Source organism: Mesorhizobium sp. P160187 (assembly GCF_057766425.1).
The window spans coordinates 1,192,589-1,209,000 of the sequence record NZ_JBYMDX010000003.1 but is presented as its reverse complement, the minus strand read 5'-3'; the positions used below and the strand labels follow the sequence as shown (position 1 = coordinate 1,209,000).

At 63.3% G+C, this 16,412-nt stretch carries 13 protein-coding genes; 10 read left to right on the top strand and 3 right to left on the bottom strand.

Features of this window, described 5'->3' with window-relative positions; translation table 11 throughout:
- Window positions 1-16 precede the first annotated feature (16 nt).
- Both AC3CCE_RS09170 and AC3CCE_RS09165 read left to right on the top strand, forming a co-directional pair.
- Window positions 17-898, top strand: a complete 882-nt coding sequence (locus AC3CCE_RS09170) for a glutathione S-transferase family protein (RefSeq protein WP_352623593.1) — start codon at window positions 17-19, stop codon at window positions 896-898.
- A gap of 220 nt (window positions 899-1,118) precedes the next feature.
- Window positions 1,119-1,487: a hypothetical protein gene (locus AC3CCE_RS09165; protein ID WP_352623591.1), complete on the top strand. Its 369-nt coding sequence runs from the start codon at window positions 1,119-1,121 to the stop codon at window positions 1,485-1,487.
- A gap of 134 nt (window positions 1,488-1,621) precedes the next feature.
- On the opposite strand, the gene AC3CCE_RS09160 is transcribed toward AC3CCE_RS09165, so the two are convergent.
- Window positions 1,622-1,837, bottom strand: coding sequence for a hypothetical protein (locus AC3CCE_RS09160; protein ID WP_023690098.1), 216 nt, complete (start codon window positions 1,835-1,837; stop codon window positions 1,622-1,624).
- 291 nt (window positions 1,838-2,128) lie between these two features.
- Between AC3CCE_RS09160 and AC3CCE_RS09155 the strand changes: the two genes are divergently transcribed.
- The gene (locus tag AC3CCE_RS09155) at window positions 2,129-3,034 is read left to right on the top strand and encodes a DUF2865 domain-containing protein (RefSeq protein ID WP_352623589.1); all 906 of its coding nucleotides are present in this window, start codon (window positions 2,129-2,131) and stop codon (window positions 3,032-3,034) included.
- Window positions 3,035-3,152: 118 nt separating this feature from the next.
- Here the strand turns inward: AC3CCE_RS09155 and AC3CCE_RS09150 are convergent, their stop codons facing one another.
- Window positions 3,153-3,509, bottom strand: a complete 357-nt coding sequence (locus tag AC3CCE_RS09150; protein WP_023693676.1) for a hypothetical protein — start codon at window positions 3,507-3,509, stop codon at window positions 3,153-3,155.
- A 242-nt stretch (window positions 3,510-3,751) separates the two neighbouring features.
- Here AC3CCE_RS09150 and AC3CCE_RS09145 point away from each other — a divergent pair, with 242 nt between their 5' ends.
- The 7 genes from AC3CCE_RS09145 (at window position 3,752) to phoB (ending at window position 14,949) form a co-directional block, all read left to right on the top strand.
- Window positions 3,752-8,260, top strand: coding sequence for a PAS domain-containing hybrid sensor histidine kinase/response regulator (locus AC3CCE_RS09145; RefSeq protein WP_352623587.1), 4,509 nt, complete (start codon window positions 3,752-3,754; stop codon window positions 8,258-8,260).
- Window positions 8,261-8,757: 497 nt separating this feature from the next.
- Window positions 8,758-9,786 (top strand): substrate-binding domain-containing protein, encoded by a 1,029-nt coding sequence (locus tag AC3CCE_RS09140; RefSeq protein WP_023670113.1) that lies wholly within the window; start codon window positions 8,758-8,760, stop codon window positions 9,784-9,786.
- A 95-nt stretch (window positions 9,787-9,881) separates the two neighbouring features.
- Complete coding sequence (gene pstC / locus AC3CCE_RS09135; protein ID WP_352623585.1) at window positions 9,882-11,342, top strand: phosphate ABC transporter permease subunit PstC; 1,461 nt, start codon at window positions 9,882-9,884, stop codon at window positions 11,340-11,342.
- Window positions 11,339-12,655: a phosphate ABC transporter permease PstA gene (gene pstA, locus AC3CCE_RS09130; RefSeq protein WP_352623583.1), complete on the top strand. Its 1,317-nt coding sequence runs from the start codon at window positions 11,339-11,341 to the stop codon at window positions 12,653-12,655. Before pstC ends, pstA begins: the two co-directional genes overlap by 4 nt.
- 17 nt (window positions 12,656-12,672) lie before the next feature.
- Window positions 12,673-13,497 carry a phosphate ABC transporter ATP-binding protein PstB gene (gene pstB, locus AC3CCE_RS09125; RefSeq protein ID WP_023683970.1) on the top strand — a complete coding sequence of 275 codons (825 nt, stop codon included), beginning with the start codon at window positions 12,673-12,675 and terminating at the stop codon, window positions 13,495-13,497.
- Between the two features lie 41 nt (window positions 13,498-13,538).
- Window positions 13,539-14,243: a phosphate signaling complex protein PhoU gene (gene phoU, locus AC3CCE_RS09120; RefSeq protein WP_023670109.1), complete on the top strand. Its 705-nt coding sequence runs from the start codon at window positions 13,539-13,541 to the stop codon at window positions 14,241-14,243.
- A 16-nt stretch (window positions 14,244-14,259) separates the two neighbouring features.
- Complete coding sequence (phoB, locus tag AC3CCE_RS09115) at window positions 14,260-14,949, top strand: phosphate regulon transcriptional regulator PhoB (RefSeq protein WP_023822590.1); 690 nt, start codon at window positions 14,260-14,262, stop codon at window positions 14,947-14,949.
- Window positions 14,950-14,979: 30 nt separating this feature from the next.
- Here the strand turns inward: phoB and AC3CCE_RS09110 are convergent, their stop codons facing one another.
- Window positions 14,980-16,215: an ROK family protein gene (locus AC3CCE_RS09110; protein ID WP_352623581.1), complete on the bottom strand. Its 1,236-nt coding sequence runs from the start codon at window positions 16,213-16,215 to the stop codon at window positions 14,980-14,982.
- Between the last annotated feature and the right edge of the window lie 197 nt (window positions 16,216-16,412).

Here is a 16,412-nt window from a genome sequence, read left to right as displayed (position 1 = left end):
AAAGGGGAGGACCACAATGGCAAAGACAGTTAAGAGCGCTGGCAAATCAGCGCCCAAGCCTGCGGCAAAAGCGGCTGCGAAGCCGGCGGCAAAAGCGGCGGTAAAGGCCGCGCCGAAGGCAGCCGCAAAGCCGGCCGCGAAAACCGCGACGAGGCCGGCTGCCAAGAAATCCGCGCCGAAGGCCAAGGCGGCGAAAAAACCGGCGCTGAAGCTCTCGATGCTGAAGCCAAGCGTCAACAACATGACCGTCCGGGTGTTTGCCCGTGCGGCCGGGTTCGACGCCGCCGAGACCGACGCCTGGGGCCACACGCGCTCGCCCGAATATATGGCGCGCAATCCGGCGCATCTGACGCCGATGATCGAGGACAAGGGGCTGCCGCGCGGCGTGCTGTGGGAGAGCTGTGCCATCATGCAGTATCTCGCCAACAAGCACGGGCTGGAGAAATTCTATCCCAAGGCACCGGCCAAGCGGGCGATGGTCGACAGCGCCATGTTCTACCTGATCGGCACGCTCTACCCGTATGTGGCGCGCGCCACCTATCCGGCGCTGGGTTTCCCGCACTATGCCGGCGAGGTCGGCCATAGCGACGCTCATCCGGAGAAGAAGTCCGAGGCGCAGAAGGCCGCCATGGCGGCGATTGCCGAGCCGCTGGAGGTGTTTCACTCCTTCTTCAGGGACGGCAAGCCGTTCATCGGCGGCAAGCACCCGTCGATCGCCGACATACGCCTGGCATCGACGCTGGAGTTCCTGGCCGTCATCGACTATGCGCTGCCAAAATGGGCCAAGGAGTATGTCGCGGCGATGGAGAAGAAACTCGGCAAGGCCTATGCCGAGCCGGCCGGCGACGTGCGCGGCTACATCGCCTATGTGAAGTCGCAGGCCAGCGCGCAAAACTAAGGATTCGTTAACCAAAACGCTGTCTATTGAAGGCACCGCGCGACCACGGATGTACTGGCGCAAGGGTGAAGGGAAAGGTCGGCGCAATGCCGGCCTTTTGCTTTTCGCCGATGCGCCATCAGGCCCGTCTCATGCCGTAAAGTCCGACATCAGGCATATTGCCATCGTCTGCTTCGACCCTACCATCATGGTCGGCGGACGACACACGAGGAGCTTTGCGATGAAGGGCGTAGCGAGAGTGTTTGCGATTGCCGGTGTTGTGTTGGTCGGAGGCTACCCGTGCAATGCCGCGCCGCTCGACACGATGGCGGAGATCGGCGATGCCATCCAGGCGTGCTGGACGCCGCCGGCGGGTGTTGGAAATGCCAGCGTCACCTTGAGCTTCAGCTTCAAGCGCGACGGCACGCTGATCGGTCCGCCGCGGCCGACGGCGATCAAGGTCGATGGCGATGCGGATACCAGGAAGTCGTTCGTCGACGCCGCAACCACTGCCCTGCAAAAGTGCCTGCCGTTGAGCTTCTCGACGACGCTGGCGCAAGGCGTCGCGGGCAATGTCTTCACCGTGCAATTCGCTTCGCCCAAGCAGTAGGCGAGCGGGCGAGCGTTTCACCGTTTCACAGAAACGGCGACCCCCTCTCTCGTTGTCTTGACGCAATTCCCAGGGGAAAGCGCTACGCGCTTTTCCCGGAAAAACGACTCACACTTTTCCTGAAGTTGCTCTGATCAGTTGTGCGGGCGTCTGATATCGACATGCCGCTGCAGTTCCGGCGTCTCGAAGACGTAGTCGGCCCAGGCGGATTCCGGAATCTGTCCGGCCAGATAGCATTCCAGCAACAGGCTCTGTTCGGGATCGAGCGCTCTCGGCGCCCGCTCATGGTCCAGCCCCAGCGAGTGGAACAGGTTCCTGGTCAGGCCAGAGACAGTGAAGTGAATAGACATCTTCGTCTCCTTTGCCCGACACAACGCGAGACACCGGAGAAAGGTTTCATCCGCAAGGGCCGACAACGCGGGATCGATGATTGCGGCGGCCTGGGCTCGCCCAAGCCTGGCTACGTCTCAATCTTGAAACAAAAGTGTAATAGCGAATTTACAGGAACCGGCATAATACACTCGGCATAAAATACCTGGCGGTTGTTGGCGTCTCTTCAATTAGACTTGCCTCACGCATTGAGGCTCAATCGGCTGGAGCGGCGATCGGCTCCACAGGGGTACAAGGACCAGGTGTCGCCGATGATGCGTTTGTGGCTTGTCGTGACCTTTGCACTGGTGTCGGCAAGCGTCCTCGGCATTTCGGCTTCCCTTGCCGATCCATGCGCCGCGCTCAGGAGCCAGCTGGCACCGTCCGGCCGCAGCGGCGGGATCAGCTCCGAGCTTGCGCAGCTACGTCGCCAGCTTGCGGCGATCCAGGGGCTGGAGAGGCAACGACGGTGCACGGCGCAAAGTGCGGTGGGGGGCTTCTTCAATGCTTGCGCCGACCTCGCCAAAAGCCGCACACAGGTGCAACGCCAGATCGCCGGCGCCGCGATTTCGCGCCGGGATGCGTCCGGACTGCAGGCCAGGCTCGTCGCGCTCGGCTGCACGCCCGCCGCCGGGCAACAAAGACAGCGTCCGGCTGGCGCCATGATCGGCAGCAATTCGATGCTGTTTTGCGTTCGTCTCACCGACGGCTATTTCTTCCCGGCGCCGAAATCGCAGTTCGTGCAAGGCGGCGATGTCAAGGAGATGGTCGACCAGTGCCGCTACATCTGCGACGATGCCGGCGTCGACCTGTACACGCTCAGGGACCCAAGCCTTGAAACCGAAAAGATGGTCGCGCTCGATACGCGCACATCCTACAAGGACCTGCCGACGGCCTTCAAATATCGCAATGATGCGAACTTCAGGGCCTGCGACCTCAAGCGCTATCACCAGCGCGTTGCCGAGCTGAGAGCGCGCACGGTGACGCCAGCCAATATGGCCAACGCGATCATTCCTTTGCCGTCAGCGAAGCCGGATCTTGGCACCGTGGCGCAAATTCCCCAGCCTGGCGCAGACGCTGCAGAGGCCAGGGGCGCCGCCCAGCGACAGTCGGTCGAGCCATTGGCCGGCTCGCGGCCGGTCAGGGTGGTCGGGCCGGCTTTCTTCCCGGCGGAGTAACCTGCTCCTAGAGCGTTTCACCGTTTCACCGAAACGGCGAACCGCTCTATGTCTTTGTTTTACGCAATTCCGGACGGAAAACCGTTTCACACTTTTCCTGGAATTGCTCTAGTACCAGCTATTCGCAAACCATCCTGTAGCGTTTGCCGGGTTCGCTGACATTCTTGCAGGTGAGCGGATTGGCCGGTTCGGAAGCCATGCTGGGAGGGCTGGACCTGACGTGCCGCCTTGGCGCAGCTATTTGTGTTGTGTGCCTGCGTGCCGCGGGCCGGTAGGGCTCCTGCGGCGGCGGCGTCGGAAACACACCGGCTGCCGCCTGCATCCGGCTGGCCTCGGTCTGCGACGGATCGCGATCCCAGACCCGCCTGATATCGAGCGGCTTCGGGATCACCACCGTGCCGTCATAGCTGCGTGCGCAGCCGCTGCCCGCAAGCAGCGCCAGGCACAGGAAACAAGGCACGATCCAACCGGTCATCAGCAACACCCCCGCCGACTTATAGCCCGGCCGGGGTTCCGCCGACAACCGGCGGAATACCGCAGGGCAATGTGGCTCTGGCCGCAGTCTGGATTGGTTATGGTTAGCGGATCATTAATGCTTCTCGGGCACATTCCGCCGGCGAACCGCTGAGGGGGTTCGGCCTTGGCTTTCGGGGTGGGAACGGGATGGCTGACGGGACTGTTGGAACACGCGGCGGACGCGGTTCCCGAAAAGGGGTGGTGAACGGCGAGGATACGTCCGTCGGGGTTTCGCCCGAAGCGCTGCGCGAACTGGTCGGGGCCGGCGCCGACTGGGTCTGGGAGACCGACGCCGAGCTGCGCTTTTCCTGGCTTTCGGAGAACTACCAGGCCGCCACCGGCATCGATCCGGCCAGCATTCTTGGCCGTTTCCGCTTCGATTTCCTCAAGCAGATGGTGCACGGCAATCGACACGCCGCCGCGCATCTGGAGGATCTGCAGGCGCATCGGCCGTTTCGCGACTTTGTTTATGAGTTGAAGGGCGGCCGTCCCGGCTGCCGCTGGGTTTCGATCACCGGTTCCCCGCGGTTCGACGGCGAAGGCGAATTCATCGGCTATCGCGGCATCGGCCGCAACGTCACGGCACTGGCCGGTGCGCTGGACGAACTGCGGGAGGAGGAGAGCGATCCGCCGGCCGGCGAGGCCACGCAGCACCTCGCCGATCTCGAGCGGACGATGGATGCCATGCATATGGGCGTCGTGCTGCTTGACGCGAAGTTCGACACGCTCATCGTCAACAAGGCCTATCGCGAGCTCTCCAGGATTCCCGACGGCGCCGTCACGGTCGGCGCGCCGTTCAGCCTGTTGATGGAACTCAACCGCCGCAACGGCATCTACGGCGATCTCGATGAACAGCAGTGGCAGCACTACCTAGCCACCCGCATCGAGGAGATCAGCGCCGGCTCGGTTGCGCCACGCGAATTTCTCCATGCCAATGGCAGGACGATGATGTTCTCCGTGACGGCGTTGTCCGGCGGCAAGCGGCTGTTGACCTACTACGACGTCTCCGAGCTCAAGCGTCGCGACGCCGAGATCGAGAGTGCCAACGCCAAAATCACCGAGACCTTCGCCAATCTTCGCACGATGGTCGACCAGATGCCGATCGGCGTGCTCGTCCTTGATGCGGACATGCGCGCGGAGGTGATCAACCGCGCCTTCTATGATTTCTGGGAAATCGATCCCCGACGCGCCGGCATCGGCTGCGGCTTCCGCGAACTGATGCAGGCCAGCCGCGATATGGACCCGTACGGTGCTGACGATGCCGAATGGCAGGGCCACATCGCCGAGCGCGAAGCAGAAATCTCGGCCGGCCTGGTGGGCTCAAGGCAACTGCCACGCAATGACGGCCGTACGCTGATTGCCTCGCTGGCGCCGCTCGCCGGCGGCAAAAGGCTGATCTCCTATATCGACGTCACCAACATGAAGGATCGCGAGGCTGAACTCGCCCAAGCGCTGGAGAAATCGCGGCTGGCCGAGGCGGTGATCAACGGCGTCAAGGACCCGATCTTCGTCAAGGACGACAATCTGCGTTTCGTCTTCGTCAATGAGGCGTTTTCGGCACTGTTCGGACAGAGCCCGCAAGCGATGCTGGGCAGGCCCGGCGGCGACTTCCTCAAGCAAAAGGACGCCGCGCAGTTCGAAGACAGCGAACGCGCCGTGCTGGCGACCGGCACGCCCTACGAGGTCGAGGAGACTTTCGACGCCGAGGGCGCCAGCCGCTCGCGCATCGTGCGCAAGAACCGCGTCGGCATGCCCAGTGGCCGCAACTATGTCGCCGGTTTCCTGTTCGACATTTCCGACATGAAGCGCCGCGAGACCGAGGCCGAGGACGCCCGCAAGAACCTCGCCACGGTGCTGGAGTCGCTGCCGGCGGCCGTCATCATCTATGACCGTGATGACAAGTTCATCTTTGCCAATCGCAAGCTGCAGGACACGCTGCCGGCGCTGAAACCGGCATGGCAGCCCGGCCGCAGCTTCCGCGAGGCCCTGGAACTCGGACATTCCGTGGGATATTTCCGCTTCAGTGGCGATCCGGAGACCGACAAGCTCTATGACGGCGATCGAGACATCTGGCTGGATGCCATTCTCGCCCGCTACCGCCTGCCGAACTCCTCCTATGAACGGTGCAATCCCGACGGCCGCTGGTATCAGGTCTACGATATGCGCACCGAGGACGGCACCTTTATCGGCGTGCGCGTCGACATCTCGGAGATCAAGAGCCGCGAAAAGGCGCTGCAGGAAAGCATGCGCCAGATCGACCTGTTCCGCCACGTCATGGACGAACTGCCGGTCGCCGCCTTCATCAAGGCGCAGGATCTGAGCATGGAATTCGTCAACAAAGCCTGGTGCGCGCTGACCGGCATCCCCAAGGAGGAGGTCATCGGCCGGACCGATCTCCAGCTTTTCGGCATCGACGACGCCGAAACCTACACCCATGACGACACCGAGGTCGTCGTCACCGGGCGCGGCCGCGAGATCGAGGAGCCCGTTACCCATCGCGACGGCACGGTGCGGCAATTGATGACGCGCAAGAGCCGGCTGGTGGCGCTCGATGGGTCGGTGCACCTTGTCGGCTCCAGCACCGACATCACCGACGTCAAGGCGCGCGAGCAGGCGCTGGAAGAGAGCATGCGCGAGAACGAGGTGTTCCGCAATCTCATCGACAACGTGCCGGTGTCGATCTACGCCAAGCGCTCCGACCTCAGGCAGTTCTACGTCAACAAGGGCTGGTGCGACCTCACCGGCCTCCGCAGGGAAGACGCGATCGGCAAGACGGACATCGAGATTTTCGGCGAGGACGGCGAAGCCTTCGTCAACAGCGATCTCGCCGTGCTGCGCACAGGCGATACACAGGAGATCGAGGAAACGGTGACGCTTGCCGACGGCAGCGTGCGCCACCAGTTCGCCCGCAAGGGCGCGATGATCGCGTCCGACGGTTCGCTCTATCTGATTGGGTCGACCACCGACATCACCGAACTGAAGCTGCGCGAGGCCGAACTGCGCGAGGCGCGGCAGCGCGCCGTGTTGGCCGACCGCGCCAAGTCGGAATTCCTGGCCAATATGAGCCACGAAATCCGCACGCCGATGAACGGCGTACTCGGCATGGCCGAGTTGCTGGCCAAATCCGACCTCGATCCCAAGCAGAAGACGTTCACCGACATCATCGTCAAATCGGGTAACGCGCTCTTGACCATCATCAACGACATACTGGACTTCTCCAAGATCGATGCCGGACAGCTGGTGCTCGACCCTGCGCCCTTCAACCTGCCCGAAGCGATCGAGGATGTGGCGACGCTGATATCGACCCGCGCCAAGGAGAAGGACCTCGAGCTCATCGTGCGCGTCGAGCCGGGCCTGGGAAGCCTGTTCGTCGGCGATGTCGGTCGCATCAGGCAGATCGTCACCAATCTGGTCGGCAACGCGGTGAAGTTTACCGACGAAGGCCACGTGCTGGTCGACGTGACGGGACAAAGGGGGCCGACGGGGACAAAGCTGACCGTTTCGGTCACCGATACCGGCATCGGCATTCCGCAGCAGAAACTGAAGCTCGTCTTCGAAAAATTCAGTCAGGCCGACACCTCGTCGACCAGACGCCACGAAGGCACAGGGCTCGGGCTCGCCATCACCTCGCGGCTGGTCGAGTTGATGGGCGGCGAGATCGGTGTCGAGAGCGCCGAAGGCAAGGGCTCGACCTTCTGGTTCACCGTGACATTGCCCAGGGCCGAGGAACGGACCGGACGGCGGATCATGCCGGTCGACGTGACCGGCTCACGGGTGCTGATCGTCGACGACAATGCCGTCAACCGATCGATCCTGAGCGAGCAGATGGCGTCATGGACCTTCGATTCCTGCGCCGCCGAAAGCGGACCCGAAGGGCTCAAGGTGCTGGTCGCCGCGGCTGCCTACGGCGTGCCGGTCGACTGCGTCGTGCTCGATTATCAGATGCCGGGGATGAGCGGCGCCGAAATGGCGCGCGTCGTGCGCAGCACCGCAGGGCTGGCCGACACGCCGATCATCATGCTCACTTCGGTCGACCAGTCGCTCGCCAACACCAGCTATCGCGATCTCGGCATCGACGCCCAGCTGATCAAGCCGGCGCGTTCCTCGGTGCTTCTGGAAACGCTGGTCGCTACCATCCAGCGCCACCATCACAATATCACGGGGAGCCGCGTGCTCCCGGCGGCAAGCAGCGGGTCCGGCAACGACAGGAACGGACCGTCACCGGCAAAGCCGCCGCTCGCTGCATCGGAACGCGCCTTGCTGCAACCGCCGCCGGTTCGCGCCCGCGCCCGGGCCGCCGGGGATGAAAGCCGGCTCGACATCCTCGTTGCCGAGGACAATGAGGTGAACCAGATGGTGTTCACCCAGATAATCGGCGAGACCGGTTATAGTTTCGAAATTGTCGGCAACGGCCGCAAGGCGCTCGACGCCTTCGGCAGGCTCAATCCGCGTATGATCCTGATGGACGTCTCGATGCCGGAGATGAATGGGCTCGAGGCCACCGCCGCAATTCGCCGGCTTGAAGAACATACGGGTATGCATATCCCGATCGTCGGCGTCACCGCGCATGCTTTGAAGGGCGACCGTGAGCGCTGCCTGGAAGCCGGCATGGATGACTATTTGCCCAAGCCGATCAGCCCCAGGGCGCTGCTCGAAAAGGTCGAGCGCTGGGTCGGCATATCAAGCGAAGCCCAACGAGACGCTGGATAGCAACCTGCGGCGCCGGCCGGGATTCGGCCGCGCCGCAACAGCCAAGGATATGGTGCGATCGCACCATATCAAAGCTGGCGCCCAGTCAGGACAATGGTCGCAACGAAACCGCTCATTCAGTTACGGGCGGGAGCAAGCGACCGCCGACAAGAAACAGCGTCGAATCTACCCCAACGGACCTGTTTTTGGCGATGGCTCGGCCAAGATTCGCTCTGGCCACGGGCAACGCGCTCCCGTCCGGTTTTTCTTTCTCGGCATCGCGGCCTGCGGTGTGCCGGGACTTGATGCCAGCACGGATCGCGCAAGCGTCTGATTCCAGCGGCAACTTCCATTCCCACAAACCGGCTTAAAGGGGGCGGCCCACAAGACGTCTGTGCGACGTTACCGGGCTGACACGAAACTGTCATGCGACTGTAATAATCGAAGGCTATTGGCCTCAGCGGGCGCCGGTTTGAAGAGGGCGCCAAGAGACCATCTTCCGAACAGGAGCAGGCCACATGAAGAAATTCCTCGTTACGGCATCGGCCGTGGCGGTAGCGTTCGCCGCATCGTCCGGTGTCGCCGCTGCGCGTGACCAGATCCAGGTCGCCGGTTCGTCGACCGTGCTGCCTTACGCCAAGATCGTCGCCGAGCAGTTCGGCGAAACCTTCACCAACTTCAAGACCCCGGTGGTCGAGTCCGGCGGCAGCGGCGCCGGCATCAAGGAGTTCTGCAAGGGCGTCGGCGAAGACACGATCGACATCGCCAACTCCTCGCGCCCGATCAAGAAGGACGAGCTGAAGTCCTGCGCCGACGCCGGCGTCAAGGACGTCCAGGAAGTCCGCATCGGCTATGACGGCATCGTCTTTGCCACCGACATCAAGGGTCCGGATTGGGCGCTGGTTCCCGCCGACATCTACAAGGCGCTCGCCGCCAAGCTGGTGGTCGACGGCAAGCTGGTCGACAACCCGAACACCAAGTGGAACCAGGTCAATCCGAAGCTGCCCGACTGGGATATCGCCGCCTATATCCCGGGTGAGAAGCACGGCACCCGTGAAGTGTTCGAGACCAAGCTGCTCGACGCCGGCTGCGACAAGGCCGCTTTGAAGGCTGCCGGCATCGCCGACGACAAGGAAATCGGCAAGACCTGCATCGCCATCCGCAAGGACGGCAAGGCTGTCGACATTGATGGCGACTACACCGAGACGCTGGCCCGCATCGACTCCAACAAGACCGGCGTTGGCGTGTTCGGCCTCGCCTTCTACGAGAACAATGCCGACAAGCTGAAGGTCGCTACCGTGGAAGGCATCGTGCCTTCGACGCAGACCATCGCCGATGGCACGTACCCCGTGTCGCGGCCGTTGTTCTTCTACGTCAAGAAGGCGCATCTGGGCGTCGTTCCCGGCCTCAAGGAATATGTCGAGTTCTTCCTTGATGACCAGATGATCGGCCCGGAAAGCCCGCTCGCCCAGTACGGCCTGGTTTCCGCTCCCGACGCCGAACGTCAGGGCCAGCGCGACGCCTTCGCCGCTGGAAAGACAATGTAATCAACGGACGGATCAGGGCGCGGACCAAATCCGCGCCCTGATTTCGCCGCTTGCCGCAACGGCGGCGGCGATCTGAATTTTCCCTGGGGTGGGTTATGTCGTCCTTGCTCGTACTCGCCATAGTCATCGCCATAGGCGTGGTCGCTTTTGTGGTCGGCCGCCAGCGCGCCGCGGCGCAGGATACCGGCAAGGTCAAGCCGCATTCGCGCGCGCATTATCATGGCTGGTGGGCCTTTCTGCTCGCGGTCCTGCCTGCCGTCCTTTTGCTCGCCGTCTGGGATATCGGCTCTTCCTTCTATCTCGACCGGCATATCCATGCCGCTTTGCCCGAGCGCACCGCCGACACAAAGGTGGCCAGCGAAGCGCTCGACGCCAGCCTGGTGAAGAGCCTGGCCAAGGGCCTGCGCCGGCTCGATGGCGATACCGCACTTCCCGCTACTTTCGCCGAATTGCAGCCGCTGCTCGCCGCCAAGGGCGTGGCACTGGCCAGTGACACCCAGGACTATATGATCCCGATCGCGGTCGAGGCGAACCAGGTCCAGGACCGGCTCGGCCTGTTCAGCGCCGTGCTGACCTTCGCGCTGTCGGTCGCCGGCGCCTTCTATGCGCTGAGGCAGATCGCGCCGCGCGCCAGGGCGCGCAACAACGTCGAGAAGCTGATGCTGTGGGGGCTGCTTGCGGCCTCGACCATCGCCATCCTGACCACGGTCGGCATCGTGCTGTCGATGCTGTTCCAGACCATCACCTTCTTCGAGAGCGTGTCGCCGATGAGCTTCTTCTTCGGCACGGTGTGGGATCCGCGTTTCGCCGCCGCCGGTTCCGGCGGCAGCCAGGGTCAGTTCGGCCTGATCCCGCTTCTTGCCGGCACGCTCTACATCGCCGCCGTCGCCCTTCTGGTGGCAGTGCCGGTCGGGCTGATGTCGGCGGTCTACATGTCCGAATATGCCTCGCGCGGTGTGCGCTCGGTGGTCAAGCCGGCGTTGGAACTGCTGGCCGGCATTCCGACCATCGTCTACGGCATCTTCGCCGTTGTCACGCTCGGACCGTTCTTGCGCGACCTGTCGGCGGCACTCACCGGCGGCTCGCCCTTCATCCAGGGCCAGAGCATCTTCACCGCCGGTCTGGTGATGGGCGTCATGCTGATCCCGGTCGTGTCCTCTTTGGCCGACGACATCATCACCGCGGTGCCGCGCGCAATGCGTGACGGCTCGCTCGGCCTCGGCGCCACGCGCTCCGAGACGATCAAGCGGGTGATCCTGCCGGCGGCACTGCCCGGCATCGTCGGCGCCATCCTGTTGACGGCGTCGCGCGCCATCGGCGAGACTATGATCGTCGTGCTGGCGGCGGGCGTCGCCGCCAATCTGACGGCCAATCCGTTCGAGGCGATGACGACCATCACCGTCAAGATCGTCAACCAGCTGACCGGCGATCTCGAGTTCAACTCGCCGCAGACGCTGGTCGCCTTCGCGCTCGGCCTGACGCTGTTCGCGCTGACGCTGGTGATGAACATCGTCGCCCTCTACATCGTGCGCAAGTACCGGGAGCAGTACGAATGACCGACATCCCCCTGGACACGATGGCGGGTGCCGTCGCGCGTCCGCGCCGCGACATCGGGCTGAAGGCGCGCTATGCCGCCGAACGCCGGTTCCGCATCTATGGCGTGATTGCGATCTCGGTGGGCCTGGCGTTCCTGGCCATCATGTTGATCACCATCGTCTCGAAAGGCTACACCGCCTTCTGGCAGACGACGGTGACGCTGCCGGTCACCTTCGACGAGAAGGTGATCGATCCCTCCGGCAAGCGCGCGACCGACCCTACCGTGCTGATCAAGGCGAACTATCCCAAGCTCGCCGAAAACGCGCTGGTGGCCAAGCTCGGCATCGATCCGGCCAACAAGCCGATGATGCTGAAGCTCAAGGGCTTCCTGTCGGAAGGCGCCCGCGTCCAGCTGCGCGACATCGTCTCCGCCGATCCGTCGGTGATCGGCACGACGCGTGACGTCGACATCCTGGCCGCCGCCAATCTCGACTCGGCCTTCAAGGGCCAGATCGACCTCGGCGTCGATGAAGCGCGCCGCAAGGTGTCCAACCAGCAGATCGACTGGATGAACAAGCTCAAAGCCGAAGGCGCGATGGCCGAGCATTTCAACACCGGCCTGTTCAGCTATGGCGCCTCCAGCCGGCCCGAGACGTCGGGCATGGGCGTGGCCATCATCGGTTCGTTCTACATGATGGTGATCGTGCTTTTGCTGGCGCTGCCGATCGGCGTCGCCGCCTCGATCTATCTGGAGGAGTTCGCCAAGAAGAACCGCTTTACGGACCTGATCGAAGTCAACATCAACAATCTCGCGGCGGTGCCGTCGATCGTCTTCGGTCTGCTTGGCCTTGCCGTGTTCATCAACTTCCTCGGCATGCCGCGCTCGGCTTCCTTCGTCGGCGGCCTGGTGCTGACCTTGATGACGCTGCCGACCATCATCATCGCCACGCGCGCCGCCCTCGCCGCGGTGCCGCCGTCGATCCGCTCGGCGGCGCTCGGCCTCGGCGCCTCCAAGATGCAGATGGTGTTCCATCACATCCTGCCGCTTGCCGCCCCAGGCATCCTTACCGGCACCATCATCGGCCTGGCGCGTGCGCTCGGCGAGACAGCACCGCTGCTCTTGATCGGCATGGTCGCTTTCGTCGCCGATTATCCGACGACGCCTTTCGATCCGGCGACCGCGCTGCCGGTTCAGATCTATATGTGGGCAAACGAGGCTGAGCGCGCTTTTGTCGAGCGCATGTCCGGCGCCATCATCATCCTGCTCGTCTTCCTCATGGCCATGAACATCACCGCGATCGTGCTCCGGCGCCGCTTCGAGCGGCGCTGGTAGAAAAAAGGCAATTTGGTATGAACATCATGACCGAACAGTCCCTTGAGAATGCAGTGGGCGACAAAATGAACGCCAAGTCGAACGAAGTCATCAAGATGCGCGGCGACAAGGTCGGCGTCTTCTACGGCGAGAAGCAGGCGTTGTTCGACGTCAATCTCGACGTGCGTCAGAACCAGGTGACGGCGCTGATCGGCCCGTCCGGCTGCGGCAAGTCGACCTTCTTGCGCTGCCTCAACCGCATGAACGACACCATCGATTTGGCGCGGGTGACCGGCAAGATCACGCTCGATGAAGACGACATCTACGACAAGAACATCGATGTCGTCGAACTGCGCGCCCGCGTCGGCATGGTGTTCCAGAAACCCAACCCGTTCCCGAAGTCGATCTACGAGAACGTCGCCTACGGCCCGCGCATCCATGGGCTGGCCAAGCGCAAGTCCGACATGGACCAGATCGTCGAGCAGAGCCTGAAGAAGGCGGCGATCTGGAACGAGGTCAAGGACCGCCTGCAGGAGCCCGGCACCGGCCTGTCCGGCGGCCAGCAGCAGCGCCTGTGCATCGCGCGCGCCATCGCCGTGTCGCCGGAGGTGATCCTGATGGACGAGCCCTGCTCGGCGCTCGATCCGATCGCCACCGCCCGTGTCGAGGAGCTGATCGACGAACTGCGCCAGAACTACACGATCGTCATCGTCACCCACTCGATGCAGCAGGCGGCGCGCGTGTCGCAGCGCACGGCGATGTTCCATCTCGGCTATCTCGTCGAGGAGGGCGCCACCGACAAGATGTTCACCAACCCCGACGACAAGCGCACCCAGGACTACATTACCGGCCGCTTCGGCTGAGCCGTCCGGCGGGTGAATTTTCAGGCACGAGGACCAAGATCATGGGTGAACATACCGTCGCCTCCTTCGATGAAGAGCTCGGGCAGATCAGCAAGCTGATCCGCGACATGGGCGATCTGGCAGGCTCGATGGTCAGCGGCTCGACCAGGGCGCTGCTCAATTCGGACAATGCGCTGGCACAGCGTGTCGTTTCCGACGACGCCATCATGGATGCGCGCCAGCGCGAACTGGACGACCGCGCCATCACGCTGATCGCCAAGCGCCAGCCGATGGCCAACGATCTGCGCGCCGTGGTCGGCTCGATCCGCATGGCGGGCGACCTCGAGCGCATCGGCGACCTCGCCAAGAACATCGCCAAACGCGTCGGCACCGTGGGCTTGAGCGTCACGCCGCGCGACCTCTCGCACTCCATCGACGCCATGGCGCAACTGGTGCTGATCCAGGTGCAAGGCGTCGTCGAGGAATATGCCGCCACCGATGCGGCAGCGCTTGCAAAACTCAGGAATGACGACGAGCGCATCGACGTCAAATACACGTCCGTGTTTCGTGAGCTCTTGACCTACATGATGGAAGACCCTCGCAACATCACCGCCTGCACGCATCTCTTGTTCTGCGCCAAGAATCTTGAGCGCATCGGCGATCATGTCACCAACATCGCCGAAAATGCGTATTATGTGCTGACCGGCCAGCAATTGCCCGCCAATCGTCCGAAGCAGGACGAGACGGCGATGGCCACGCCGGCCTGATGAGGGTGAACTGCCTATGATCGCGCCACGCATCATGGTCGTGGAGGACGAGGAGCCACTAGGCGTGCTCCTCCGCTACAACCTCGAATCCGAAGGCTATCAGGTCGAGGTGGTGACACGCGGCGACGAGGCCGAGATCCGCCTGCAGGAAAACGTGCCCGATCTCCTGGTGCTCGACTGGATGGTGCCGGCTGTTTCCGGCATCGAGCTCTGCCGGCGGCTTAGAGTGCGGCCCGAAACCGAGCGGCTGCCGATCATCATGCTGACCGCGCGCGGTGAGGAAAGCGATCGCGTGCGCGGCCTGTCCACCGGTGCCGACGACTATCTGGTCAAGCCATTCTCGACGCCGGAGTTCATGGCGCGCGTGAAGGCGCTGCTGCGCCGGGCCAAGCCGGAAGTGCTGTCCAGCGTGCTCAAGGTCGGCGACATCGTGCTCGACCGCGAGTCGCACCGTGTCTACCGCAAGAAGAGCGAGATCAGGCTCGGACCGACCGAGTTCCGGCTGCTCGAATTCATGATGCGCCATCCCGGCCGCGTGTTCTCGCGCAGCCAGCTGCTCGACAATGTCTGGGGCGAGACGATCTACATCGACGAGCGAACCGTCGACGTGCATGTCGGGCGCTTACGCAAAGCGGTCAACAACGGCCGCATGCCGGATGTCATCCGTACCATTCGCGGCGCCGGCTACGCGATCAGGGAAGACTAGGATGCTGCGCGTCGCGCCGTTGCCGGCCATTCAGGCGACATGCTTGCCGGATTTGGCCTGAATGCCCGGCGCGAAAATCTCCTGGTCGACGAAGCCGAGCGCGCGCATGGCACAGCCTTCGCGGATCAGCGGCAGCTCGTTGGGCTCGGTGTCGAAGGAGATCGATTTCGAGTGCTGGCCGCCGGCGGTCTGGGCGATCGCTTCGCGCAATGCCGGTTCGATCAGGTCGAAGGCGGCGGCGCTGACGCCTACCATGGCGACGGGTGCCGGATCGATCAGCGCAAACAGGCTGCCGAGGCCGAAGCCGAGCGCCTCGCCGGCCTTGCGATAGGCTTCGCGCTCCGGGCCGTCGGTTTCGCGGGCGCGCGCGGCGAGTGCGCGCATATCAGCGTCGCCGATATCGACCGGCTCGGCATCCTCGCCCATCATTTTGGCGCTCCGCCAGATGGCGTAGTTTCCGGCATAGGCTTCCACGCAGCCGCGCCGCCCGCAGCGGCAGAGCGCGCCGCCCGGACGGTGGATCATGTGGCCGAACTCGCCGCCCGAGGAATGGGTGCCGGTGAACAGTTCGCCTTTCAGCACCAGGCCCATGCCGATGCCGTGCGACAAGAGGATGGCGATAAAATTGTCGCGGTAGCGCTCGGGCTGGCGCCATTGCAGCGCCACCGCCATCATGTTGCAATCGTTCTCCATGGTGGCAGGAATGCCGAATTCCGCTTCCAACATGTCGGCGAAGGCAATGTCGGTCAGTGGCGTGATCGGCGACCACAGCATGGCGCGCGCCTGCGAATCGGTGATGCCCTGGATGCCCATGGCAATGCGGGCGATGCTCTGGACATCGAGGTCGGGATCCTCAAGCCGCCGCCGGACGATTGCTACGCATTCGCCAATCAGCTCGTCGCGCGGCTTGGTCAGCGTGTCCAGCCGGCGCTGTTCCTCGGCGACGACGTGGCCGGCATAGTCGATGACGGTGACGGACAGGAAATTGAGCGACAGCACGACGGTCATCACCGCCGCCGCTTCCGGGTTGAGACCAAGGCCCACCTGCGGCCGGCCGCGTTTCAGTGCGCCGGTCTCGCCAGGTTTGCCTTCAATCAGGATGCCTTCTTGAATCAGATCAGACGAGATTGCCGATATGGTCGAGTGGCTGAGGCCGGTGGTCGCCGCAATCTCGGTCCGCGACGGCTGGCCGGCCCGGCGCACGGCTGAAATCACCATCGCACGGTTGCGACGGCGCAGATCGTCGTGGCGGATTCCAACCGACATTTGTTTCCTCCCGGCCTCCTCGCGCCTCATGATAGTGAAGGCGTTCGACGGCACCAGCCAAATATTGGCAGACGCCGGCAGCCCTGTCATTGTTTATTGCGGACCTCGAAAAAATTCGGCAAGGCCATCAGAATCCATCAGAATCGATGTTGACAGCGCCTTATCATTGAACCAGTATTTTTTCGAGGCTCGAAAAA